This is a genomic window from Arthrobacter sp. NicSoilB11, assembly GCF_019977375.1.
Lineage (GTDB): Bacteria > Actinomycetota > Actinomycetes > Actinomycetales > Micrococcaceae > Arthrobacter.
Genome location: NZ_AP024657.1, coordinates 3,016,908 through 3,040,407, shown reverse-complemented (window position 1 = coordinate 3,040,407; position 23,500 = coordinate 3,016,908). Strand labels below are relative to the sequence as shown.

Here is a 23,500-nt window from a genome sequence, read left to right as displayed (position 1 = left end):
CGGCCGGCGTGTCCGTGCCGAAGTGCCCCACTTCGGGCAGGAGCACGTTACGCGGTGGGGCCGTTCCGCATCTGCTTGACCAGGTCCAGCACCACGGCCTGGAGGTTCCCGCCATTTTCCGCGGCCACGCGGCGCTGGCGCTGGTACCCGGCGCCGCGGCGGATGATCTTCTCGACGTCGGCAAGCTCGTCGGCGCAGCGCAGCTTGGCCGCCACCGGCTCCAGCCGGTTCAGCGTCTCCAGCAGGTGCTCGGTGACCAGCTGTTCCCGCCCTGCGGCGTCCAGGATGATGATGGCGTCCAGGCCGTACCGGGCGGCGCGCCACTTGTTCTCCTGCACGTGCCAGGGCGGCATGGTGGGAATGGTGCCGCCGTTGTCCAGGGTGGTGGAGAACTCGTCCACCAGGCATTGGGTGAGGGCCGCAATGGCACCCACTTCCTCCAACGTGGCCAGGCCGTCGCAGATGCGCATCTCGATGGTGCCAAGCGCCGGCACGGGCCGGATGTCCCAGCGGATCTCAGAGATGGTGTCGATCACGCCGGTGGTGAACATGTCCTGCACGTAGGACTCGTATTCCTCCCAGGATTTGAACTGGAAGGGCAGGCCGGCGGTGGGAAGCTGCTGGAACATCAGGGCCCGCTGGGAGGCATATCCGGTATCCTCGCCGCCCCAGAAGGGGCTGGATGCGGAGAGCGCCTGGAAGTGCGGGAAGTAGTTGACCAGGCCGTCCAGGACGGGGAGTGCCTTGTCGCGGCGGTCAAGTCCTACGTGCACGTGAACGCCGTAAATGACCATCTGCCGGCCCCACCACTGGGTGCGGTCGATGAGTTTGGCGTAGCGGGCCTTGTCCGTCACGGGCTGCAGCTGCGGCGGGCTGAACGGGTGGCTGCCGGCGCAGAAGAGTTCCACGCCCATGGGATCGGTGATTTCGCGGACGGCGGCAACAGACCGGCTGAGGTCTTCCTTGGCCTCGGCAGCTGTTTCGCAGATGCCGGTGACCAGTTCCACGGTGTTCAGCAGCAGTTCCTGCTTGATGTGCGGATGTTCGTCGTCTTCGTTGAGTTCCGGGTGGCGGGAAGCAACTCCGCGGAGCACCTGGTTGGCCACGGATGCGAGCTCGCCCGTCTTTCCGTCCACCAGGGCAAGCTCCCACTCAACACCGAGGGTTGACTGCCTCGATGGGGCGAAGTCGATCTTCACACGTTTCCTCACTGTCCGGTTTGCCGCTGGCTGATGCCGCTCACAGGCTGCTGCCGGCAGGCGAACGGGTGGTTCAAGTCTAGTGCAGGGGTAGCATCGTATTGATGGCCCCGTTCCCCACGCGTCACAGACCTGCCAAAACCACTCCCGCCAAATCCTTCCCGCTCCTCCTGGCCCTGTCGGCCCTGGCGCTGGCCTCCTGCACAGCCTCCCCAACAGCAGCCCCGCCGTCGTCGTCCTCCGGGCCCACCGGGGCGTCCCCTTCGGCGTCGGCAAGTACGACGACGGCGCCTCCCACCGCTTCTGCCTCACCTGACGCAGGCTCCCGCCCCCTGGGGTGGGGCCCGGAGCAGCGCGACCAGGACGCCGCCGTCGCGGCCGTGGCAGCCATGACTCCGGAGGAGAAGGCGGGGCAGGTTCTGCTCCCGTTCTTCAAGGGCAACCAGGTGGAGGCGCACGCCGCGCTCATCCAGCGGCTGCACCTGGCCGGATCCATCGTCATGGGCGACAACGTGCCACGCGATCCGCAGGGGAACGTGGATGTTGCCGCCATGGGCGCGGTGAACCAGCGGCTGCAGCAGGCTGTCGGCGCCGGCGGCCGGCGGTGGCCCGGGATCATCGGCGTGGACCAGGAAGGGGGCGCCGTGGCACGCCTGGGGCAGCCCCTGACTGAATGGCCCACGCCCATGAGCTACGGAGCGGCCGGCAACCCGGCCCTGACCCGGGAAGCAGGAAAGGGCCTGGCCGGCGAGCTGGTGCCGCTGGGATTCGACCTCGACTTCGCGCCGGATACCGACGTGACCATCGGGCCCAGCGACCCCACCATCGGCGCGCGCTCCATGTCCGCGGATCCTGCCGCCGCCGCAGCCCACGGGGTCGCCTTCGCCCAGGGCATGCTGGACGCCGGCGTGCTTCCCACCGTCAAGCACTTTCCCGGCCACGGCTCGGTGACCGCGGACTCCCACCTCAGCCTCCCGGTCCAGCCGGCCGGCATCGACCAGCTCCGGGCCCGGGACTGGAAACCCTTCCAGGCGGCGGTGGCCGCGGGCCTGCCGGTCGTCATGACGGGCCACATCGCTGTGCCTGCGCTGGAGCCCGGTGTGCCGGCGTCGCTCTCCGCACCGAGCTACGCCGCGATGAGGGAGCTCGGATTCAAAGGTGTAGCCGTGACGGACGCCCTCAACATGGGAGCCGTGGACAAGCAGTACCCCGCCGGCGCAGCAGCCGTAAAGGCTTTGGGAGCCGGCGCCGACCTGTTGCTGATGCCCGCGGACGTGGAACAGGCGCACGCCGCCATCCTCCAGGCCCTGGCCGCCGGCACGCTTCCCGCCTCCCGGCTGGATGAGGCCGCGCAGCGGGTGGCCACCATGATGATCTGGCATGCCCGGACCACGCCGCCTGCCGGAACAGCCGGCACAGGTGCCCCGGCCGGAAGCGGTGCGGCGTTGTCGGCGCGGGTCTCGGCGTCGGCCGTGACGGTTGTCTCCGGTCCCTGCAGCGGACCCCTGGTGCCCGGTGCGGTGCGTGTGGCTGGCGGGGGACCGGGGGACCGGGAGCGCTTCGAAGCCGCCGCCGCACGTGCCGGCCTCGCGGTTGGATCAGGACCGCTGGTGAACCTCATCGGCTTCGGCGGGAATCCAGCGGCCGGGGACATTGCCGTGGCCCTGGATGCCCCCTGGCCGCTCCAAAACTCCACGGCTCCGGTGAAGCTGGCGCTGTACGGCCGCACCGACGCCGCCTTTGATGCGCTGGTGGCCGTGCTGGCAGGCAAGGCGCCTGCTCCCGGGAACCTGCCCGCCGCCGTCGGGCCTTTCCCTGCGGGAACCGGCTGCCCCTGACCTCTGGCTCCTGCCCCGGACCCCGGACCGGGGACCCCGCACGATGGCTGGAACGCGTTTAATGGTCTGGTGCCCATTCTGAATAAAGACATGACCCTCTGCATCTCGCTGTCGGCCCGCCCCAGCAACAACGGGACCCGCTTCCACAACCATCTGTACGGACAGCTGGGCCTGAACTGGATCTACAAGGCGTTCGCGCCCACCAACCTGGAACAGGCCATCGCCGGAGTGCGGGGCCTGGGCATCCGCGGCTGTGCCATCTCCATGCCGTACAAGGAAGACGTCATCGCGCTGGTGGACGAGATGGACCCGTCCGCCAAGGCCATCGACTCCGTGAACACCATCGTGAACACCGACGGCCACCTCAAGGCGTACAACACCGACTACACGGCCATTGAGCAGCTGCTGGCATCCAACGGGGTCCCCACCGACTATTCCGTGCTGGTCCAGGGGGCAGGCGGGATGGCCAAGGCCACCGTCGCCGCGCTCCGGGACGCCGGTTTCAAGGACGTCACCGTCATCGCCCGGAACGAGGCCGCCGGGCGTGCGCTCGCAGGCCAGTACGGTTTCCAGTGGCGTGCAGCGCTCGACGGCGGGACGGCGGACATGATCATCAACGTCACCCCCATCGGCATGGCGGGCGGCGCCGAAGCGGACAGCCTGTCCTTCCCCGCGGAGGCCATCGAGGCCGCACGCGTGGTCTTCGACGTGGTGGCACTGCCCGCCGAGACGCCGCTGATCCGGGCCGCCCGCGCGGCAGGCAAGCACGTCATCACCGGTGCGGAGGTTGCCACCATCCAGGCCCTGGAACAGTTTGTGCTGTACACGGGAGTGCGCCCCACCGCGGAACAGGTCCGGGCAGCCGAGGAGTTCATGCGCGCCCAGTAGGCGTTTACACCGGTTCCACCACGATGGCCACGCGGTCCTCGCCGATGCGAGTCAGGACCAGCGTGGCCGTCCTGGCGGAACCCTTTTTGGCGGCGCCCTTGCCCTGCGGGAGGAGCTGCTTCCGCAGCTCTTCCGGGGTCACCGCTGTGCCGCGCTTCTTGATGTCCAGCACGGTGATCCCCTCCTCCTTCACCCAGGCCTTGAGTGCCTTGACGTTGTAGGGCATGACTTCCAGGACCCTGTAAGCCTTGGCGAACGGGGTGTTCAGAAGTTCCGCGGCACAGATGTAGGCAATGTGTTCATCCACCAGGTGCCCGCCGAGCTGCAGCGCCACGTCGGCAACCAGCCCGGCACGGATCACGGCGCCGTCGGGTTCGTACAGGTAACCCTCCACGGGTCCCACCGGAGCGGCCGGGCCGGCGCCGAATTCCTCTGCGCTGGTCAGCTCGGCGGGCCCCTGGGACCCCAGGACCAGGGCCGCCCGGCGGACCCCGGGCCTGCGCACGGCGTTGAACCAGAGGGCCACCTCGGTCACGTCCCCGGCAACCGAAACCCACTGGGCTTCGCATCCCGTGGGCACGGACCCGTGGGGCATGCCGGGGCCCATCTTCACGCCCACCGCCTTCCCCCCGGCCGCCAGCGACTCCACGAAGGACAACGGCGGTGAGAACGCCTCCGGGTCCCAGATCCGCTTGGTCCCCGACGTGGAAGTGACGCGGCGTGCCGGATCCAGCCAGACGCCGTCGATCCCCTCCAGCGGGACCGATGCCGCGTCCGCGTGGACCACCGTGGCATTGGGGAAGGGGATGAGGTTCATGGTGGCGCAGGCGGCGGTGGTTTCATCCATCTCCACGGCGGTGACGGTGATGTCCAGGGAAGCCAGGGCCATGGCGTCGGCACCAAGACCGCAGCCCAGGTCCGCCACGTGCCGGATCCCGGCTGCGGCGAACCGCTGCGCGTGGTGTGCGGCGACGTTCAGCCGGGTGGCCTGCTCAAGGCCTGCCTGGGTGAAAAGCATCTGGCGGGCGAACTCACCAAACTTCGCCTCGGCCCTGGTCCGCAGCCTGGACTGCGTCAGGACGGCGGATACAAGTTCGCCCGGGTGGCCGGCTTTCCGGAGCGTCGAATTGAGCTCAAACGCGTCCTCTTCGCGGTAGGGGCCCAGCGATGCCAGCAACTCCCAGCCTTCGGGGGTCAACAGGGGTGCGATCTGGTCCTGGGGAGCGTGGGGCATGGTTTCCAGCCTAGTGGAGGACGGCTGCCGGGATGCGGATACTGTTGAAACCATGGATGACAGCGCAGCCCCAGGGGAGACCGGCGAACATCGACCCAGGGACCGCGGTGTGGCTAGGTTTGCCCGTCCAGCCCTGATCGCCGCGGCCGTGGTGGCCGTGGTGTGCATCGCCCTGTTGGTGATCATTTTCCTGCTGGACACGTTCAACGCCACCGTTTATTCGGTGGGCGGCAACGACATCCACGACAACACGCAGGAGGCGCGGGACATCCGCGGGTTGTACGACGGCGCACGGGCCGGGAGCATTTTCTTCATCGTTGTTGCCGTACTCACCGCAGCCGGGGCCGGTTGGGTGCTTTACCGGAAACGTCAGCAGGGAGGCGGCGAGGCCGACGGTGGCGAGGACGTGGACTTCGACGACCTGGGCCGTTAGGGAAGCATGTTTGCCGCCCTGGACCGCCGTCGGCCGGAGCCCGAAAGGCTTACGCCGATGACGAAACGTTGGCACTCACCTTGACCGAGTGCTAACCCTTACATAGAGTCTTCATTAGCACTCTCCCTAGGAGGGTGCTAACACATGAAGAGCTGCCAGCCAGGCTGCTGCCGGCACCGCGACGACGGTTTGCCAGCTACGGCGGAAAGCTTTCCAGTCCACGAATTTTGCTGACGAAAAGGAGAGGTCCGAGTGTCGGTCTCTATTAAGCCTCTTGAGGATCGTATTGTTGTCCGCCCGCTCGAAGCCGAGCAGACCACGGCTTCAGGCCTGGTCATCCCGGACTCCGCCCAGGAGAAGCCGCAGGAAGGCGAAGTTGTTGCAGTAGGCCCCGGCCGCTTCGAAGACGGCCAGCGGGTTCCGGTTGACGTTGCCGTTGGCGACGTCGTCATCTACTCCAAGTACGGCGGAACCGAAGTCAAGACCGGCGGCACCGAGTACCTGGTGCTGTCCGCCCGCGACGTCCTGGCTGTCGTCGTCAAGTAACTCTTCCGGATCCCCGTGCCGCCGGCCATGCTCATGCTGGCCGGCAGTGCGGGGTTTCTGTCTTTGAAAGGACAAAACCATGGCAAAGCAGCTTGCGTTTAACGACGCTGCCCGCCGGTCCCTTGAGGCCGGCATCGATAAGCTCGCGAACACCGTCAAGGTGACGCTCGGCCCCCGCGGCCGCAACGTCGTCCTGGACAAGAAGTGGGGCGCCCCCACCATCACGAATGACGGCGTCACCATCGCCCGTGAAGTGGAACTTGACGATCCCTACGAGAACCTTGGCGCGCAGCTGGCCAAGGAAGTAGCCACCAAGACCAACGACGTTGCCGGCGACGGCACCACCACCGCCACGGTCCTGGCCCAGGCCCTGGTCAAGGAAGGCCTGCGCAACGTTGCTGCCGGCGCCGCTCCCGGCCAGATCAAGCGCGGCATCGAAGTTGCGGTTGAAGCCGTGGCTGCCCGCCTGCTCGAAAACGCCCGCCCGGTCGAAGGCACCCAGGTGGCTAACGTTGCCGCCATCTCGGCCCAGAGCGACGAAATCGGCGAACTGCTCGCCGAGGCCTTTGGGAAGGTGGGCAAGGATGGCGTCATCACCATCGAAGAGTCCTCCACCACCCAGACCGAACTGGTCCTCACCGAGGGCATGCAGTTCGACAAGGGCTACCTGTCCCCGTACTTCGTCACCGACGCGGAACGCCAGGAAGCAGTCCTCGAGGACGCCCTTATCCTGATCAACCAGGGCAAGATCTCCTCGATCCAGGAATTCCTGCCGCTGCTGGAAAAGGCACTGCAGGCTTCCAAGCCGCTGTTCATCATCGCCGAGGACGTCGAGGGCGAGGCCCTGTCCACGCTCATCGTCAACCGCATCCGCGGCACCCTGAACGTTGTTGCCGTCAAGGCTCCCGGCTTCGGCGACCGCCGCAAGGCCATGCTGCAGGACATCGCCACCCTCACCGGTGCGCAGGTTGTTTCCCCGGAGCTGGGCCTGAGCCTGGACACCGTTGGCCTGGAGGTGCTGGGTACCGCCCGCCGCATCACCGTCACCAAGGACAACACCACCATCGTCGACGGCGCAGGCTCGGCCGAGGACGTGGCCGCACGCGTTGCCCAGCTGCGCGCCGAGGTTACCCGCACCGATTCCGACTGGGACCGCGAAAAGCTCCAGGAGCGGCTGGCCAAGCTGGCCGGCGGCATCGGCGTCATCAAGGTGGGTGCCGCAACCGAGGTTGAGCTGAAGGAAAAGAAGCACCGCATCGAGGACGCAGTGTCCTCCACCCGCGCTGCCCTCGAAGAAGGCATCGTGGCCGGCGGTGGCTCGGCCCTGATCCACGCCCTCAAGGCACTGGATGAGGACGCCGCCGTCAACGCCCTCGAAGGCGACGCTGCCGCGGCCGTCGGCATTGTCCGCCGCGCACTGGTCCAGCCCCTGCGCTGGATCGCCCAGAACGCCGGCTTCGACGGTTACGTGGTCACCTCCAAGGTTGCCGACCTGGAAATCAACAACGGGTTCAACGCCAAGTCCGGCGAGTACGAGGACCTGATCGCTGCGGGCGTCATCGACCCCGTCAAGGTCACCCGTGCAGCCCTCCGCAACGCGGCCTCCATCGCCGCGCTGGTTCTCACTACCGAGACCCTTGTCGTGGAGAAGCCGGCCGAAGAGGACGAGCACGCAGGCCACAGCCACTGATCCTGCCCGTCTTCACATACAGAAAACCGGTCCAGCACCAGCTGGGCCGGTTTTCTGTGTTCCGGGTGCTACGTAGCCGCCATCTCGGCGGTTTCGACTCCGCCCGCAGGCTCGTAGACCAACGACACGGCTCCCTTGGGGTAGCTGCGTACCGGCTCGGCGAGCCGGAATGTTGAGGGGACCGTCCCGGCGTCGAAGAGCCGCTTGCCCTGCCCCAGGGTGACCGGATACAGCCAGAGATGAAGGCGGTCCAGCACTTGCGCCTCCAGCAGGGACCGGATGAGGACGCCACTGCCGAACATGTGCACCTGCTGGTACTCGTCCCGGAGCCCGCCCGCCGCCGCGGCATCCGGCAGCACGGTGGTGCCGGCCCATGCCGGATCTGACAAGGAGCTTGACACCACAAACTTGGGTATCCGGTTGAGCGTGTCCGCGATGTCCCCGGACTGCTGGGGCCAGTAGGCGGCAAAGATGTCGTAGGTCTTCCTGCCAAGGAGCAGGGCATCCATCCGCGCTATTCCAGCCGCAATGGCGGCGCCGGATTCGTCGTCGGAGACCGGTGCCTGCCAGCCGCCAAGGTTGAACCCGCCCTCGCTGTCTTCCTCGCGGCCGCCGGGCGCCTGGTAGACGCCGTCCAGGGTGATGAACAGGTTCGCGACGATGTTGCCCATCCACCAAGTCTGGAACGGGGCTCCGGCCCTGTCCAGTGCCGTGGCAGGATGGTGCCATGCTGCTCCTTGAGCTCGTCAACACCGCCGAGGCCGTCACCTCCACCCGCTCCCGGCTGGCCAAGGTGGATGCGCTGGCCCAGCTGCTGGGCCGGCTTGAGCCGGCGGAAATCCCGACGGCGGTGGGCTGGCTGGTTGCCAAGCCCCGCCAGGGACGCGTGGGCGTCGGATGGAGTGCCGTGGCGGCGGCCAAGGAGGAACCCGCCGTCGAACCAACCCTCACCCTGGCCGACCTCGACGCTGCCCTGGACCGGCTGCTTGCCACGGCGGGTACCGGATCGGGCGCGGGGCGCGCGGCCACCCTCCGGACGCTGATGGCGGCAGCCACTGCTTCTGAGCAGGCCTTCATTGCAGGTGTCCTGCTTGGCGAGCTGCGTATAGGAGCCCTGGAGGGAGTGCTGACGGATGCCGTTGCCCGCGCTGCCGGGAAGCCCGTTGCCGCCGTACGGCGCGCTGCGATGCTTTCGGGCGACCTGGGCGGAACAGCCCTGCTGGCCATCACGGGCACCGAAGCCGAGCTGGACGCCGTCGGCCTGGTGGTTGGCCGCCCCGTGCAGCCCATGCTGGCGGCCACCGCGGCCAGTCCCAGCGCAGCCCTGGAGGCGACCGGGGAGGCCTCGGTGGAATACAAGCTCGACGGCGCCCGCATCCAGGTGCACCGGTCCGGCGACGACGTCAGCATCTACACGCGCAACCTCGCCGACGTCACCCACCGGCTCCCCGAGGTGGTGGACCTGGTTCGCGGGCTGCCGCTGCGGGACGTGATCCTTGACGGTGAAACCCTGGCCCTGGACGAGGAAGGCGGCCCGCGGCCGTTCCAGGAAACCATGGCGCGCTTCGGTGCGGATGCCGCGCGTGAGACGGTGCTGCATCCCTGGTTCTTCGACGTGCTGCATATCGATGGGCGGGACCTGCTTGATGAGCCGCTGTCCGCCCGGATCAGTGAGCTCGAGCGGATCGCGCCGGAGCACCGGATACCGGGGGAGGTCACGGCCGATCCCGCCGTTGCGGAACGGGTGTCGCAGGAGGCGCTTGCCGCAGGCCATGAAGGCGTTGTGGTGAAGGCCATCGGTTCCACCTACGCGGCCGGCCGGCGCGGAGCCAACTGGGTAAAGGTCAAGCCGGTGCTGACGTACGACCTGGTGGTGCTCGCCTGCGAATGGGGGTCCGGGCGCCGCACCGGGATGCTGTCCAACCTGCACCTGGGCGCCCTTGACCCCGCTGGGGAGTTCGGAGAACCCGGCGGCTACGTCATGGTGGGCAAGACCTTCAAGGGCCTCACCGACGAACTGCTGCGATGGCAGACGGAGAGGTTTCAGGAGCTTGAGGTGCGGCGCACGGCCGGCACGGTGTGGGTTGAGCCGGTCACGGTGGTGGAAATCGCCATCGACGGCGTGCAGCAGTCACCGCGCTATCCCGGCGGCATCGCCCTGAGGTTTGCCCGGGTCAAGCGCTACCGGGATGACAAGGCTGCGGCCGAAGCAGACACGATCCAGACCCTGCGCGCCCTGCTGCGGCCGTAGCGCACCGCGAATGCGGAGGCTCTTTAGTTGCGGGCCCCGCTCCGCTGGCGCCTCAGGTTCCGTGCCACCCCGTGCGGCACGCGCCTGGAAATTGTGCGGTAGAAAAGCAGTACCGCGAGGGCGGCCACCACGATGCCCACGAGGTTGAGCAGCAACTGGAGCGCCGAGCCCGCAGCCTTCTGGTATTCCCCCAGGACCAGGGCCACCGCAACGTACCCTGCCGCCGGAACGGTGGTCACCGAGATGAAGACCCCGATCAGGGCCGCGGAGCGCCGGCCGATGATGGAGAGCATTCCCGCGATGCCGGCCAGGACGGCAACAATCAGCGAATACGGACCCGGATGGTAGATGAATTCCACCGCGGAACCCTTGTCCAGGGCATCCCGCGGGAAGAGACCGAGGGGCACCGACAGCCACGCCGTCAGTGCCGCCAGCAGCATGGCCACGGGGAACCCGACACCCAGGGCAATGGCAGCACGGCGGCCAAGCTTCCACTGCCGGGTGGCAAGCGAGACGGCGAGGGCGGCCAGCGGTCCGAACTCGGGACCTACCGCCATGGCTCCCACAATCGCGATGGGGGAGTCCGTCACGATGCCGATCCCGGCAAGCTGGGTTGCGAGCACCAGGAAGGCGAGGAAGTTCCATGTCAGGCGGGAGTCCTCTCCGGTTTGCCGCGTCACGTCGTCCCAGATCACTGCGTCCGCACCGTCCCCGGGGGCGGCCCGCTCCGCCCGGTCGGCTTTCTTTGACAGGACTAATTCCGGCGTGGACATGGCAATGGATCCAACGTCCTGGACCTTCAGGATCTCCAGCTTCTCGAGGAGTTCCTCCACTGACTCCCGGGCGATCAGGACCTCGATAACGTCGCCTTCCGGGACCACCGACGCACCCGCAACCAGCGCAACCTCTGCCGCGCCCCGCTGGTCCCGGCACGTCTTCAGCGTCACGGCGGACAGCTCGCCGGGCACGCAAATCCGCAGTTGGACAACCACGCCGTCTCCCTTCGATGATTGGGCCCAGCATAGTCCGAACAGGTGCGTTGATTGGCCGTTGCTGACCGCCTTGGCTAGGCTTGATGCTTTGGCTGGCGGGCGTCCTGAGAGGTTCTAGTGTCGATAACGGAAACGTCGAAGGCACCTGAACCCCCGTCCAGCGCCGCGAACAGGAAACAGTCCAGTGCCGCGAACAGGAAACGGAAGCCCACTTTCCGCCCCGAGGTCCAGGGGCTCCGGGCCCTGGCTGTCCTGATGGTGGTGGCGTACCACGTGTGGCTGGGCCGCGTGTCCGGCGGCGTGGACATCTTCCTGCTGATCTCGGCGTTCCTGCTCACGCTTTCCTTCGTCCGCAAAGCCGAATCCGGCCACCCTTTCAGGCTGATGGCGCACTGGCTGCACCTTTTCAAGCGACTGCTGCCGGCCGCCGTCGTGGTGATCCTTGGAGTGCTGGCAGGCACCTGGCTGATCCTGCCGCAGGGCCGCTGGCCACAGGTGCTGGACCAGGCCTGGGCGTCCCTTCTTTACCGGCAGAACTGGCTCCTGGCAGACAATGCAGTGGACTACTACGCGCAGGACCACGCCGGAGCCAGTCCGCTGCAGCACTTCTGGTCCCTGTCCATCCAGGGACAGGTCTTCATTCTGTGGCCACTGATCTTTGCCGCGACCGCTGCGTTGCTGAACCGGCTGCGCCGGGTTCCCCGCCTGCAGGGGCTGACCTACCGAGGGTTGCTCGCCGCAGTCTTTGGAACGGTTTTGGCGGTGTCGCTTTCCTACTCCATTGACCAGACCGCCGGCAACCAGGCCTACGCCTACTTCGATACGCGCGCGCGGCTTTGGGAGTTTGCGCTGGGATCGTTGCTGGCACTGGTGCTGCCCTACGTCAAGCCCGGCCGCGTGGTGCGGGTGGCCCTGGGCTGGGCCGGACTGGCAGCCATGGTGTCCTGCGGGCTGGTCCTGACCGTCGACCGGTCCTTTCCCGGGTACGTGGCGCTCTGGCCCACACTGGCCGCGGCGGCCATCATCATCGCAGGGCAAACCGGCAGCCGGTTCGGCGTGGACCGGCTCCTCAGCAGCCGCCCCGCCGTCGCCCTGGGTGACAACTCCTACGCCCTCTACCTCTGGCACTGGCCGGTCCTGGTGCTGGCGCTCGCGGCCACCGGCGTGGAGGCACCCAACCTCAAGCAGGGACTGGGCATCGTCGCTGCCTCCATCGTGCTCGCTGTCCTGACCACCCGCTTTGTTGAAAAGCCGCTGCGCGACTGGCATTGGCCCAAGCTTCGCGCCTGGCGGACCGCCGTCGTCATTGTTGCCTGCGGTGCCTTGCTGGCTGGTCCCGTGGCGGTTTGGCAGACATCGCTCACCGCAGAGGAAAGCGCGACGGCGGCACAGCCCCGTGAGCTGACGCCGGGGGCCTTGTCGCTCACGCCGGAGAACGAAAGCACGCCCGCGCCCAGGGCCAGGACCATCCCCGGGCCCACCGCCCTGGACAACGACTGGGCCGGGATCGACTCGCCCTGCACAGGTGCCAACGCCACGGGCGATCCCATCCTGGAGGGGTGCCGGCAGGAGCTTCCGGAGGAACCGTCCACCCGGCGCATCGTGGTGCTGGGCGACTCCCATGCCCAGCAGTACCTGGCAGCGCTGGCTCCCGTGGCGGCCGCGCGTGGGTGGGAATTGGTCACCCTCCTGATGCCCGCATGCCGGTTCGGCGCCGAATCGGAGACCAGGAATGCCGAATGCAACGCCTACAACAAGGCCAGCTCCGCCTACGTCCTGGAACACCGCCCGGATGCGGTGTTCACCGTGGCAACGCTCACCCATGAGGATGCCCCGTTCGAAACGGAGGTGCCGGGGTACCTTGACGGCGTCAAGCCGTTCGCCGACGCGGGAATCGAGATCGTGGGAATCCGCGACAACCCGAGATTCACCTTCAACATGCCCCAGTGCGCCCAACGGAACGGCGCCGGCGCGGCTGCCTGCAATCCATCGCTCGCCGAGTCCCTGGTGGAGCCATCGCCACTGGAGAACTACCGCGGCAAGCTGCCCGGGCTGCACCTGATGGACATGAGTGACTTCATCTGTGCCCGGGGCGTTTGCCCTGCGGTGGTGGGGAACGTGTACGTCTACAAGGACGACAACCACCTGACCAGAACCTATGTGGAGACCATGATCCCCATGTTCGAGCAGCGGCTGCTGGCTGCAACCGGCTGGAGCTGAGCCGGCCCTAAGGGTGGGTGGGGGCGTGCGGTTGCTCACATTACCCGTGTGGAATAGGGGGATCGGCGCCGAGGTTCTAATATTTACTCAACACTTTCTGCCCCCGGAACGCCGTCCTGCACGGTGGTCCCGCAGGATCGTCTGCACAGGCCAGTTCCGTAATAACGGGCTGGTCATCGGCTGCAACCCCTACCCGTGACCCAGCAACCAAGGTAAGAGGCGCACTCATGACCGAGCCCGAACACAACCCCTTTGGCTTCATCGGCCTGACCTACGATGACGTCCTGCTCCTGCCGGGCCACACCGACGTGATCCCGTCCGAAGCAGACACCTCCTCGCGGATCTCCAAGCGGATCACGGTGCAGACCCCGCTGCTTTCCGCCGCAATGGACACCGTGACGGAATCCCGCATGGCTATCGCGATGGCCCGCCAGGGTGGCCTGGGCGTGGTGCACCGCAACCTGTCCATCGCGGACCAGGCTGACCAGGTGGACCGGGTCAAGCGGAGCGAGTCAGGGATGATCACCAACCCGCTCACCATCCGTCCCGAGGCCACGCTGCGGGAACTTGATGACCTTTGCGCCCACTACCGCGTCTCCGGCCTGCCCGTGGTGGACGAGGACAACCGCCTGCTGGGCATCGTCACCAACCGCGACACCCGCTTTGTCCCCGAGTCCGATTTCCCGCTGCGGCTGGTCAGCGACGTCATGACCAAGATGCCCCTGGTCACCGGACACGTGGGAATCAGCCGCGAGGAAGCCTCGCACAAGCTCGCAACCAACAAGATCGAAAAGCTCCCGCTGGTGGACGAGCAGGGCCGGCTCAAGGGCCTCATCACCACCAAGGACTTCACCAAAGCCGAGCAGTACCCGCTGGCCACCAAGGACGACGAGGGCCGGCTCCGCGTGGGTGCTGCCATCGGCTTCTTCGGTGACGGCTGGGAGCGGGCCATGGCCCTGGTGGACGCAGGCGTCGATGCCCTGTTCGTGGACACCGCCAACGGCCACTCCCAGGGTGTGCTGGACATGATCCGCCGGCTCAAGTCCGACCCCGTGGCCGCCCACGTGGACATCATCGGCGGCCAGGCTGCCACCCGCGAAGGCGCCCAGGCACTGATCGACGCCGGCGCGGACGGCATCAAGGTGGGTGTTGGTCCGGGCTCCATCTGCACCACCCGCGTGGTGGCCGGCGTGGGCGTCCCGCAGATTACCGCCATCTACGAATCCGCCAAGGCTGCCATGCCGGCCGGCGTGCCGTTGATCGCCGATGGCGGCCTGCAGTACTCGGGCGACATCGGCAAGGCACTGGTGGCCGGAGCCGACACCGTCATGCTGGGATCGCTGCTGGCGGGCTGTGACGAGTCCCCGGGCGAGCTGATCTTCGTCAACGGCAAGCAGTTCAAGTCCTACCGCGGTATGGGCTCCCTGGGCGCCATGCAGTCCCGCGGCAAGAACACGTCCTACTCCAAGGACCGCTACTTCCAGGCGGACGTGTCCGGCGACGACAAGCTGATCCCCGAAGGCATCGAAGGCCGCGTTGCCTACCGCGGGCCGCTGTCCTCGGTGGCGTACCAGTTGGTGGGGGGCCTGCGCCAGACCATGTTCTACACCGGCGCACCGACCATCCCGGAGCTGAAGGCCCGCGGCAAGTTTGTCCGCATCACGTCTGCCGGACTCAAGGAATCGCACCCGCATGACATCCAGATGACCGTGGAGGCGCCGAACTACGGTTCGCGCTGATCCCGGTGGCTTAATGCTGCGGAAAGGAGGTGGGGAATTCCCCGCCTCCTTCCGCATTTAAGCCCCTATACCGCCGGCTGCAGTTCCGACGTCAGCTCCTCAAGGGTGGGCGGATTGGCGCCAGGGCGGCTGACCGTAATCGCGGCAGCCTTGGATGCCATCCTGCCCAGGGTTTCCAGGACGGACGGCGCCAAGCCATCGGTGCTCCGGCAGAGCAGGCCGTAGATCAGGGCCGCCATATAGGAATCACCGGCTCCGATGGTGTCTGCCACTACCGTTTGGACGGACGGAATGTGCACCCGTGTGGCGGGTGTTGCCAGCAGCGAGCCGGCTGAACCCATGGTGACCACAGCCAGGCCCGCACCAAGTTCCAGGATCCGCGCCGCGGCGTCCTCGAACGCCACCCCCGGGTAGAGCCACCGGGCATCCTCGTCGCTAAGCTTCAGCACGTCGGCTAAGGGGGCCAGGTCTTCGAAAACAGCGAGGGCTTCCGCGTGGCTGCCCAAGAGTGCGGGGCGGATATTGGGATCGTAGGAAACCAGGCATTCACGGTGCGCCCGTTCCAGGAGGCTCTTGACGGAACCGGCTCCGGGCGCCAGGAAGCTGGCGATCGAGCCGGTGTGGAGCACCTTGGGAAAGGTGGCGGGGTGCACCGGCGGCAGCTCCCAGGAAACGTCGAATTCGTAGCTGGCGGACCCGTCAGCGCCCAGCGTGGCGGTGGCGGAAGCCGTGCGGCCCGGTGATTTCGACCCTGGCAGCAGCGCAACTCCGGCGCTGCCCAGGTGACGCTCGATCAGGGCGCCGCGTTCGTCGTCGCCTATTGAGGTCAGGAGGCTGGTTCGCACGCCCAACCGTGCCAGCCCGTAGGCGACGTTGGCCGGGGAACCGCCGGGGTGCTCCGCCGTGCCTTCGGAGGTGCGGACGACGTCGACGAGTGCTTCGCCAACCACGATGACATCGGGAGTGGAGGCGCTGGTGCCGGAGCCACTGGTGTAGGGCATGGGAGCAAACTTTCGTGAAGACGGGCGCGGACCTGCCGCCCGGGGCAGGCGAGCAGGTCCGCGAACAGGAAGGGGAGTGAAGGAAAGCGGTCGAACGCGGATCAGGCCGTGGCGGCGCCGGTCATGATGGCCACCGCGTCGGTCATGCTGTGCGACTTCGGGGTGATCGTGGCGGCGCATTTGCCGAGACGCTGGATGTGGATCCTGTCGGCAACGTCAAAAACGTGCGGCATGTTGTGGCTGATCAGGATGACTGGAAGGCCGCGGTCCCGCAGATCCCGGACCAGCTGGAGGACCTGGTTCGACTCCCGCACGCCCAGTGCCGCGGTGGGCTCGTCGAGCACCACCACCTTGGAACCGAACGCTGCTGCCCTTGCCACAGCCACGGCCTGGCGCTGTCCGCCGGAGAGGTTCTCCACTGGGACGGTGACATCCTGAAGGGTCGAAATTCCGAGGCGGGTGAGCTCCTCCTTCGCCTTACGGCGCATCCCCTTGGTGTCCAGGACCCTGAAGATGGACCCGAGCGGTCCGGCCACCCGTTCCTCCCGGCCCAGGAACAGGTTCGACGCCACGTCCAGGGCCGGCGAGACCGCCAGGTTCTGGTAGACCGTTTCGATTCCATGCGCGCGGGCATCCTGCGGACGCTTGAAGTGCACCGGCTGGCCGGAAACCAGGAGCTCGCCCGAGTCCGGAACCTCGGCCCCGGTGAGGCACTTGATGAGGGTGGACTTGCCGGCGCCGTTGTCGCCGATGATGGCCAGCACCTCGCCCGGATACAGCTCAAGGCTGACACCGTCAAGGCCAACCACCTTGCCGAAGGTCTTGACGAGGTTCCGCGCCTGGAGGATCGGCTGCCGGGTTTCGGTCTTGGGGGATTCAATCCCGGTGGAGGTCATGACTTCACCTTTCGGATCCACTGGTCGATCGACACAGCGATGATGATGAGGACGCCGACGGCGAGGGTTTGGAACAGCACGTCCAGCCCGGCCAGGGAAAGCCCGTTGCGGAAAACGCCCACGATCAGCGCACCGAGGAGGGATCCCCAGACGGAGCCGCGGCCGCCGAAGAGGCTGGTCCCGCCAATCACGACGGCGGTAATGGAGTCCAGGTTCAGGTCCACCCCGGCGTTGGGGCTTGCTGCGTTGGTACGCCCGATCTGGATCCACGCTCCGATCGCCAGCACCGCGCCGGCCGCGAGGTAGACGCTCATCAGGACGCGGTTGACGGGGATACCGGCCAGGCGGGCGGCTTCCTTGTCATCGCCGACTGCGTACACGTGCCGCCCCCACGCCGTCTTGCCCAGGATGAAGGCGACCGCCACATAGAGCAGGAGCATCATGACCACGCCGGTGGAGATGCGAACGGGCCCAACGGGGAACGTGCTGCCCATCCAGGTCAGGAGCCCCGGCATGCTCGAGCCACGGACCGTGGAGCCGCCCGAGTAGAGCAGGGTCAGGGCGATGAAGATGTTCAGGGTTCCCAGCGTCACGATGAACGGAGGGAGCCGGAACCTGGTCACCAGGAAGCCGTTGACAGCCCCGGCGGCAAGTCCGACGACGAGCCCCGCCACCAGTGCGATGGGTCCCGGCATGCCGTTGTTCACAGCCAACTGCGCCACCACCATGGAGGCCAGGATCATCACGGCGCCCACGGAAAGGTCGATTCCGGCGGTGAGGATGATGAGGGTCTGGGCGATGGCCAGGGTTCCGACGACGGACACCTGCTGGGTGATCAGGGACAGGTTCTCGAACCGCAGGAAGCGGTCATTGAGCAGGCCGAACACCACCACCGCCACAATCAGGACGATGGCCGGGCTCAGTGCCGGGTAGCGGTGCAGCACATTGCGGATGCGGCTAAGGGGAGTTTGGCGGTCGAGGAATTCCTCGGCCAGGTCGGTGGGCCCGGTAACCGGCGGGCCTGCGGTTTGTTGCTGGGTCATCGTTGCTCCTGTCACAGTTCCGGCTTACTTGCCCCAGCAGATCTGGGTGGCGTCCGTGGTCGTGATGCTCTTGACGCCGTCAGCCGCCTTGTCGGTGACCAGTTCGACGCCGGTGTTGAAGAAGTCCAGGCCGGCAGAGTTTTCGGGCTTCTTGCCGGTCTTGGCGAGGTCGACGATTGCCTTGACGCCCAGTTCGGCCATCTTGACCGGGTACTGCTGCGCGGTCGCACCGATGATGCCGGACTTGACGTTGTTCACGCCCGCGCAACCGCCATCAACGGAGACCACCAGCACGTCCTTTTCCTTACCTGCAGACTTCAGGGCTTCAAAGGCGCCCGCTGCGGCCGGTTCGTTGATGGTGTAGACGACGTTGATGTTCGGATTCTTGGAGAGCAGCGTTTCCATGGCGGTTCGGCCACCGTCCTCGGCGCCCTGCGAAGCCTGGTTGCCCACGATCTCGTACTCGCCGCCCTTGCCGCCGGTGTACTTTCCGGTCTTGGCTTCGTCGCCGTTCTTCTTCTTGTCGGCGGTGTCAACGCCCAGGCCGGTCAGGAAGCCCTGGTCGCGGTTGTAGTCAACCGAGACAACCTTGTCGTCGAAGAGGTCGATCAGCGCGATGGTGGCCTTCTTGCCGCCCAGCTGCGCCGCGGTCCACTTGCCGATCAGCTCGCCGGCGGCGAAGTTGTCGGTTGCGAAGGTGATGTCGGCGGCATCGGCCGGGTCCGGTGGGGTGTCCAGTGCGATGACGAACAGCCCGGCGTCCTTCGCCTTCTTCAGGGCGTCGACGACGGACGGGCCGTTGGGCGTGATGAGGATGCCTTTGTCGCCCTTGGAGATGGCGTTTTCGATTGCCTGGATCTGGGTGTCTTCGTCGCCGTCGGCCTTTCCTGCCGCGAGCTTGAGGTCGACGCCGTCCGTAGCAGCCGCCTTCTTCGCACCCTCCTGCATGGAGACGAAGAACGGGTTCGACGTGGTCTTCACGATCAGTGAGACACCGATTTTCTCCGAGGAAGTACCGTCGGTGGAGCCTGTTGCGGAAGAGTTGCCCCCGCAGGCCGAGAGGCTGAGGGCGCCCAGGGTCAGGACTGCGCCGATGGCGAGGGAACGAGTAACAGTGTGCCGCGGGGTTTTGGAACTCAACATTGAATCTCCTGGTCTCAGGGCACTTAGCGTGCCTGACAACGATGTCATCGCTCATGTAATCAATGTCACAGGGTAGAGTCAAGTGTGAATCAATGATGAAGAGCGAGGTATTGACAACGATGTCTAATCGTTACCAGTCCGAGGTCAGCACGAACCGACCCACCATGCGCCATGTGGCCGCCTTGGCTGGCGTTGGGATCAAGACTGTTTCCCGGGTGATGAATGACGAGCCCGGCGTTTCGGAGGCCACGCGCCAGCGTGTCCTGGGAGCTTCCCAGCAGTTGCACTACCAATTGGACATGGCGGCGGGGAGCCTGCGTCGCGCCGGCCGAAAGACCTTGTCCATCGGGTTGCTGCTGCCCAGCGTTGCCAACCCTTTCAGCAGCGAAATCCACCGCGCACTGGAAGACGCCCTCGCCGAGCGCGGAATCGCCGTGTTCGCTGCAAGCCTCGACGACGACCCCGAGCGGGAGAAGGCCCTGGTGGGAGCGTTCCTCGGGCGCAGGGTGGATGGCATGGTCCTGACACCCATTGCCAGGAGCCAGGCCTACGTGATCCCCGAGCACTCCCGCGACCTGCCCCTCGTCTTCATCGACCGCGAGCCGGTGGGGATCGAGGCCGACGCTGTGGTAACCGACAACGCTGCCGGCTCTGCGCGGGCTGCAGCCCATCTCCTCAAGCACGGCCATACCAAACTTGCCTACCTGGGTGACCGCCCTGATATCCAGACTGCCCGCGATCGCCGCAGGGGCTTCATGGAGGAACTCGGCCGGGCGGGCGTTGCCACCGGTTCTGTTCCGGTTCGCGATGGCCTGCACGACGAAGAATCAGCGCGGCTCGCTGCCCACGAACTCCTTGCGTCCGACAACCCGCCTACTGCCATCTTCTCCAGCCAGAACCTCGTGACGTTCGGCGTCATGAGGGCACTGCGTGAACGGGGAGCCAGCCACCGGGTGGCGTTGGTGGGCTTCGACGACTTCACACTCGCCGACATGATGGACCCGGGCATCACCGTCATCGCACAGCATCCTGACCGGATCGGGAAGCTCGCCGCTGAGCGGTTGCTCGCCCGCATGGACGGCGACGACAGCGCTCCCCAGACTTATGTTGTCCCCTCGGAACTGATCGTGCGCGGCTCGGGCGAGCTGCCGCCGTCGAACTGACCCACCCACAACAGAAAGAAGCAAGCCCATGACCAAAACACTGTATGCAGAATTCACCGTCAAGCCCGGAAGCGAAGGACGCGTCGCGGAGATGATGCGGGAACTGACGGAGCGCGTGCGCCGCGAGCCGGGCAACGAACATTTCCTTCCGTATACCCGGGAGTCCAACCCGCGTGAGTACTTCGTATTCGAGGTGTACCGGGACGACGACGCTTTCCAGGAGCACATCACCGCCGAATACGGAGCCACATTCAATGCCGAGCTGGCGCGGCACATCGAAGAGGACGGGTCGGTCCTGACCTGGTTGCAGCCGGTGGAATAGTTTCGCCGGGGGCTTCAGCATGCCCGGCCACCGGATGCCGCCGGCTGGGCATGCTGAAGCCTGCTTTCTCAGCCCCGGGCCTTCCCTCCGGCGTTGACCGCCTTGAGGGACGCCAGAAACATGGCCTGTTTCATCGGTGTGACGGTGAGCGACTTCAACTGCGCAACGCCGCCCTCGGCGAACAGCGCTACCTCCTTGGCTCCGTCCGCAGGGAAGACCTGATCGGTGATTGTCCGCAGTCCGCCTTGGGCGAAGACTTCCACCGAGGACCTGTCCACGTAGATCCGGAGGGTCACATTTCCCTGGGCATCCACGCTGACCGGTGCCGAATCGACCGAGGCAAACAGCGGATGGAAGCCGACATTGCCCGAATTCGCGCGATCGACATAGACCTCTTTTGTGGCGGCGTCGTAACCGACGGCTGTGGACGATGATCCGTTTCCGAATAGGGTGATCCCGGACTTGACCGCAGTGCCGGGAGCGAAGGTCACATCGATCCGCTGCACATCCCCCGACGCCGCGGAAGGCAGGGCATGCGTTCCGGGAGTGATGGTCCCGCCTGCGGTATTCCGGTAACTGGGCGCAGAGGCCAGCCCGTCCACCTGCTTCACTGCCTGCTGCGTCAGCCGCGGGCCGTCCGGCGTTTGCGTCAGGCCGATCTCGCGGGGCAGCGACATCGCGCTGCGCCATGGGAAAGTGGGAATGCTGTTGGCGTAGTCCCAGTTGTTCATCCAGCCGAGCATGACCCGCTTATCTTCGGGCATGTTGCCGAAGGAAACCGAGGCATAGTAGTCGCGGCCATAGTCCAGCCAGTCATAACTGTTGAGGCGCGGCCGGGCCGGCTGCGGGGAAGCGGTGAACTCGTCGGCCAGGATGTGTCCCCAGCCGAACCGGTTGTTGTCCACGACCCTGATCTGCGCTTGGCGGCCGCGGAATTCCGCCACGTTCCACGACGCCCAGTCCAGCACCTCACTGTTCGCACCGGTAGCTGTGCGCACCACTTTGCCATCCACCACCAGGTTCACGGTGGTTTCGTCCGAGCGCGGCACCGCAGCCTGGTCGGTCAGCATGACATGGTCAGCGGTGAGGTGCCCCCAGCCGCCGGTCGCCTGGTCAACGATTCGAAGCCGGGCCTGCTTGCCCGCGAATTCGGAGACATCCCAGCCCTTCCAGTTGAGCGCGCCGGCGTCGTCCCCGGCCAGGGTGCGCACCACGTTCCCGTCCACCAGCAACTGGGCCTCCAGTACTTGCCCGGAGTCCGGGGAACGGTGCCCGCCGCCCACCAGCATGCTCACAAAGTTCCGGGAGAGCGTGAACTCGGGGGAGGTCAGGCTGCCTTGCCGGTCGTCACCCGGGGCCGCGCCAGTTTCGAAGGTGTTGATGCGTTTAGCGCCGATGTAGTAGTCGCCTCCCGCCGTGGCGGGCTGATACGACGGCGCGAGGTCGCCCGTGCCGGTCCAGCCGGCTTCGGCGAGGGTAGTGCCGTCGGGGACCTCGAAGCCATTGAACAGCAGGTCTCCCGGCGGCGGCGTATTGTCCAGCTTGTCGGAGACCCGCGGATGCTGGCCTCCACCCACCAGGAAGTTGATGTAGTCGCTGTCTACGGTAAAGCCAGGCGAGGACATGGACCCCAGGGGCCAGTCGCCGTCGTTGAAGGAATTTACCAAGCCCGCGCCTACGAACCCGCCAACGAGGTTTTGGCCCGGCAGGGTTCCGGCTGCCGGAGCGTCAGTGAAGGGTCCGTTCTTCCAGTTGCCGGGTTCATTGCTCACGGCCCACCCGTTGTATGTGCCGTCGTTGAATCCCGCCACGGGGGTTCCGGAGGGTAGCGCATCGCTGGGTTTCGTGGTCTCCGAGGTAAACGTGACGCCATCGAAGCTGCCCACGAAGTACTGACCCGCCGAGCCGCCAGCCACCCCGCCGGGATTGATATTGACCACCATGACCCATTTGACGTTGTTCGGGTCTCCGTCAACGGCCAGCGGGAAGAGGTCGGGGCATTCCCACAGTCCGCCCGTGGCATTGGCGGGCCCGAATTCGCTCAGGGCCGTCCAGTCCTTGAGGTTGGTTGACTTGTAAAGCAGTACTTTGTGGTCGAGGGCCTCAACGGCCGCCATTACCCAGTAGCCGCCTTCGGCAGTGCTGTACCAAAACACCTTTGGGTCCCGGAAGTTGGCGGAGTTCCGGTTCAGGACCGGGTCCGCACTGTATTTGGTCCAGGTTTGTCCGTCATCAAGGCTGTAGGCCAGCGACTCGGCCTGGAGCCCGCGGTGCGGCGAGGCGTCTTTGTAGGCGCTGGTGTAAATCGCAATCAGCGGCGGGTTCTCCGTAGTCCCCAGACCGGACGTATTGTTCTTGTCCACCACAACGCTGCCCGAGAACACGTCCTCCTGGGTATCCGTGGAAATGGCGAGCGGCTGCTCCTGCCAATGAACGAGGTCAGTGGAGGTGGCATGTCCCCAGGACATGTTGCCCCAGGTGTTTCCGGACGGGTTGTGCTGGAAGAAAAGATGGTAGATCCCCTTGTGGTAGACCATTCCGTTGGGATCGTTCATCCAGTTCTTGGCCGGCGAGAAATGGTATGCCGGCCTGTAGGTTTCCTGGCCCAAAGTGCTGCCCGTGGTGGGCCCGGGGGGAGGATTCCCGACCGACTTCCCTGCAATCGCAGGTCCGGCGCCGGCCAACGCTCCGGTCAATATCAAACCCGTCAGCGTCAGGGCCGAAAGGAGCCGCGTGCTTCCCTTTTGTTTTCTGTGCATTTTGAGGTCGCCCTTCATCGCGCGTTCAGTTAGACAACGATGTCAATACGTGACGGAGCGTAGGTTAAGTCCACGAGACAAGTCAACGAACTCCGGCGGCCGGGCATCGGTAAGGACCTGGCTGCTTGCGAGCCCGTCTGACC

The 23,500-nt window shown here is 66.2% G+C and carries 19 protein-coding genes; 10 read left to right on the top strand and 9 right to left on the bottom strand.

Annotated elements, in window-relative coordinates; genetic code table 11:
* Positions 1-47: 47 nt before the first annotated feature.
* Positions 48-1,199 (bottom strand): glutamate--cysteine ligase, encoded by a 1,152-nt coding sequence (locus LDO14_RS14065; protein ID WP_018769199.1) that lies wholly within the window; start codon positions 1,197-1,199, stop codon positions 48-50.
* A gap of 389 nt (positions 1,200-1,588) precedes the next feature.
* Between LDO14_RS14065 and LDO14_RS14060 the strand changes: the two genes are divergently transcribed.
* Complete coding sequence (locus LDO14_RS14060; protein ID WP_223995240.1) at positions 1,589-3,037, top strand: glycoside hydrolase family 3 N-terminal domain-containing protein; 1,449 nt, start codon at positions 1,589-1,591, stop codon at positions 3,035-3,037.
* A 90-nt stretch (positions 3,038-3,127) separates the two neighbouring features.
* Positions 3,128-3,925, top strand: coding sequence for a shikimate 5-dehydrogenase (locus LDO14_RS14055; protein WP_134163895.1), 798 nt, complete (start codon positions 3,128-3,130; stop codon positions 3,923-3,925).
* A 4-nt stretch (positions 3,926-3,929) separates the two neighbouring features.
* On the opposite strand, the gene LDO14_RS14050 is transcribed toward LDO14_RS14055, so the two are convergent.
* Positions 3,930-5,159: a class I SAM-dependent methyltransferase gene (locus LDO14_RS14050; protein WP_223992209.1), complete on the bottom strand. Its 1,230-nt coding sequence runs from the start codon at positions 5,157-5,159 to the stop codon at positions 3,930-3,932.
* A gap of 52 nt (positions 5,160-5,211) precedes the next feature.
* Here LDO14_RS14050 and LDO14_RS14045 point away from each other — a divergent pair, with 52 nt between their 5' ends.
* The 3 genes from LDO14_RS14045 to groL all read left to right on the top strand — a co-directional run bounded on the left by LDO14_RS14045 (position 5,212) and on the right by groL (position 7,828).
* Positions 5,212-5,592: a DLW-39 family protein gene (locus LDO14_RS14045; protein WP_223995238.1), complete on the top strand. Its 381-nt coding sequence runs from the start codon at positions 5,212-5,214 to the stop codon at positions 5,590-5,592.
* A 252-nt stretch (positions 5,593-5,844) separates the two neighbouring features.
* Positions 5,845-6,138 carry a co-chaperone GroES gene (groES, locus tag LDO14_RS14040; RefSeq protein WP_018769205.1) on the top strand — a complete coding sequence of 98 codons (294 nt, stop codon included), beginning with the start codon at positions 5,845-5,847 and terminating at the stop codon, positions 6,136-6,138.
* Between the two features lie 79 nt (positions 6,139-6,217).
* Positions 6,218-7,828, top strand: coding sequence for a chaperonin GroEL (groL, locus tag LDO14_RS14035; protein ID WP_018769206.1), 1,611 nt, complete (start codon positions 6,218-6,220; stop codon positions 7,826-7,828).
* Between the two features lie 68 nt (positions 7,829-7,896).
* On the opposite strand, the gene LDO14_RS14030 is transcribed toward groL, so the two are convergent.
* Positions 7,897-8,499 (bottom strand): dihydrofolate reductase family protein, encoded by a 603-nt coding sequence (locus tag LDO14_RS14030; protein WP_018769207.1) that lies wholly within the window; start codon positions 8,497-8,499, stop codon positions 7,897-7,899.
* 56 nt (positions 8,500-8,555) lie between these two features.
* Here LDO14_RS14030 and LDO14_RS14025 point away from each other — a divergent pair, with 56 nt between their 5' ends.
* Positions 8,556-10,079 (top strand): ATP-dependent DNA ligase, encoded by a 1,524-nt coding sequence (locus tag LDO14_RS14025; RefSeq protein WP_134163737.1) that lies wholly within the window; start codon positions 8,556-8,558, stop codon positions 10,077-10,079.
* A gap of 23 nt (positions 10,080-10,102) precedes the next feature.
* Here LDO14_RS14025 and LDO14_RS14020 read toward each other — a convergent pair whose 3' ends face one another.
* Positions 10,103-11,071: a DUF389 domain-containing protein gene (locus LDO14_RS14020; RefSeq protein WP_223992207.1), complete on the bottom strand. Its 969-nt coding sequence runs from the start codon at positions 11,069-11,071 to the stop codon at positions 10,103-10,105.
* A 117-nt stretch (positions 11,072-11,188) separates the two neighbouring features.
* Here LDO14_RS14020 and LDO14_RS14015 point away from each other — a divergent pair, with 117 nt between their 5' ends.
* Both LDO14_RS14015 and guaB read left to right on the top strand, forming a co-directional pair.
* Positions 11,189-13,291, top strand: a complete 2,103-nt coding sequence (locus tag LDO14_RS14015; protein WP_223992205.1) for an acyltransferase family protein — start codon at positions 11,189-11,191, stop codon at positions 13,289-13,291.
* Positions 13,292-13,518: 227 nt separating this feature from the next.
* Positions 13,519-15,030 (top strand): IMP dehydrogenase, encoded by a 1,512-nt coding sequence (gene guaB, locus LDO14_RS14010; protein ID WP_018769211.1) that lies wholly within the window; start codon positions 13,519-13,521, stop codon positions 15,028-15,030.
* Positions 15,031-15,095: 65 nt separating this feature from the next.
* Here the strand turns inward: guaB and LDO14_RS14005 are convergent, their stop codons facing one another.
* From LDO14_RS14005 to LDO14_RS13990, 4 genes are all read right to left on the bottom strand, one after another.
* Positions 15,096-16,031, bottom strand: coding sequence for a carbohydrate kinase (locus tag LDO14_RS14005; protein ID WP_223992203.1), 936 nt, complete (start codon positions 16,029-16,031; stop codon positions 15,096-15,098).
* Between the two features lie 101 nt (positions 16,032-16,132).
* Entirely contained in the window at positions 16,133-16,927 is a 795-nt protein-coding gene (locus LDO14_RS14000) for an ATP-binding cassette domain-containing protein (RefSeq protein WP_018769213.1), read from the bottom strand.
* Positions 16,924-17,970 (bottom strand): ABC transporter permease, encoded by a 1,047-nt coding sequence (locus LDO14_RS13995; RefSeq protein WP_018769214.1) that lies wholly within the window; start codon positions 17,968-17,970, stop codon positions 16,924-16,926. The genes LDO14_RS14000 and LDO14_RS13995 overlap by 4 nt, the downstream gene beginning before the upstream one ends.
* 24 nt (positions 17,971-17,994) lie before the next feature.
* Positions 17,995-19,113 (bottom strand): substrate-binding domain-containing protein, encoded by a 1,119-nt coding sequence (locus LDO14_RS13990; RefSeq protein WP_018769215.1) that lies wholly within the window; start codon positions 19,111-19,113, stop codon positions 17,995-17,997.
* A 164-nt stretch (positions 19,114-19,277) separates the two neighbouring features.
* Here LDO14_RS13990 and LDO14_RS13985 point away from each other — a divergent pair, with 164 nt between their 5' ends.
* Both LDO14_RS13985 and LDO14_RS13980 read left to right on the top strand, forming a co-directional pair.
* Complete coding sequence (locus tag LDO14_RS13985; protein ID WP_223995236.1) at positions 19,278-20,276, top strand: LacI family DNA-binding transcriptional regulator; 999 nt, start codon at positions 19,278-19,280, stop codon at positions 20,274-20,276.
* Positions 20,277-20,304: 28 nt separating this feature from the next.
* The gene (locus tag LDO14_RS13980; protein WP_018769217.1) at positions 20,305-20,598 is read left to right on the top strand and encodes an antibiotic biosynthesis monooxygenase; all 294 of its coding nucleotides are present in this window, start codon (positions 20,305-20,307) and stop codon (positions 20,596-20,598) included.
* Positions 20,599-20,666: 68 nt separating this feature from the next.
* Here the strand turns inward: LDO14_RS13980 and LDO14_RS13975 are convergent, their stop codons facing one another.
* A complete protein-coding gene (locus LDO14_RS13975) occupies positions 20,667-23,153 on the bottom strand; it encodes a GH32 C-terminal domain-containing protein (protein ID WP_263422479.1) in 2,487 nt (828 codons plus the stop codon).
* Positions 23,154-23,500 lie beyond the last annotated feature (347 nt).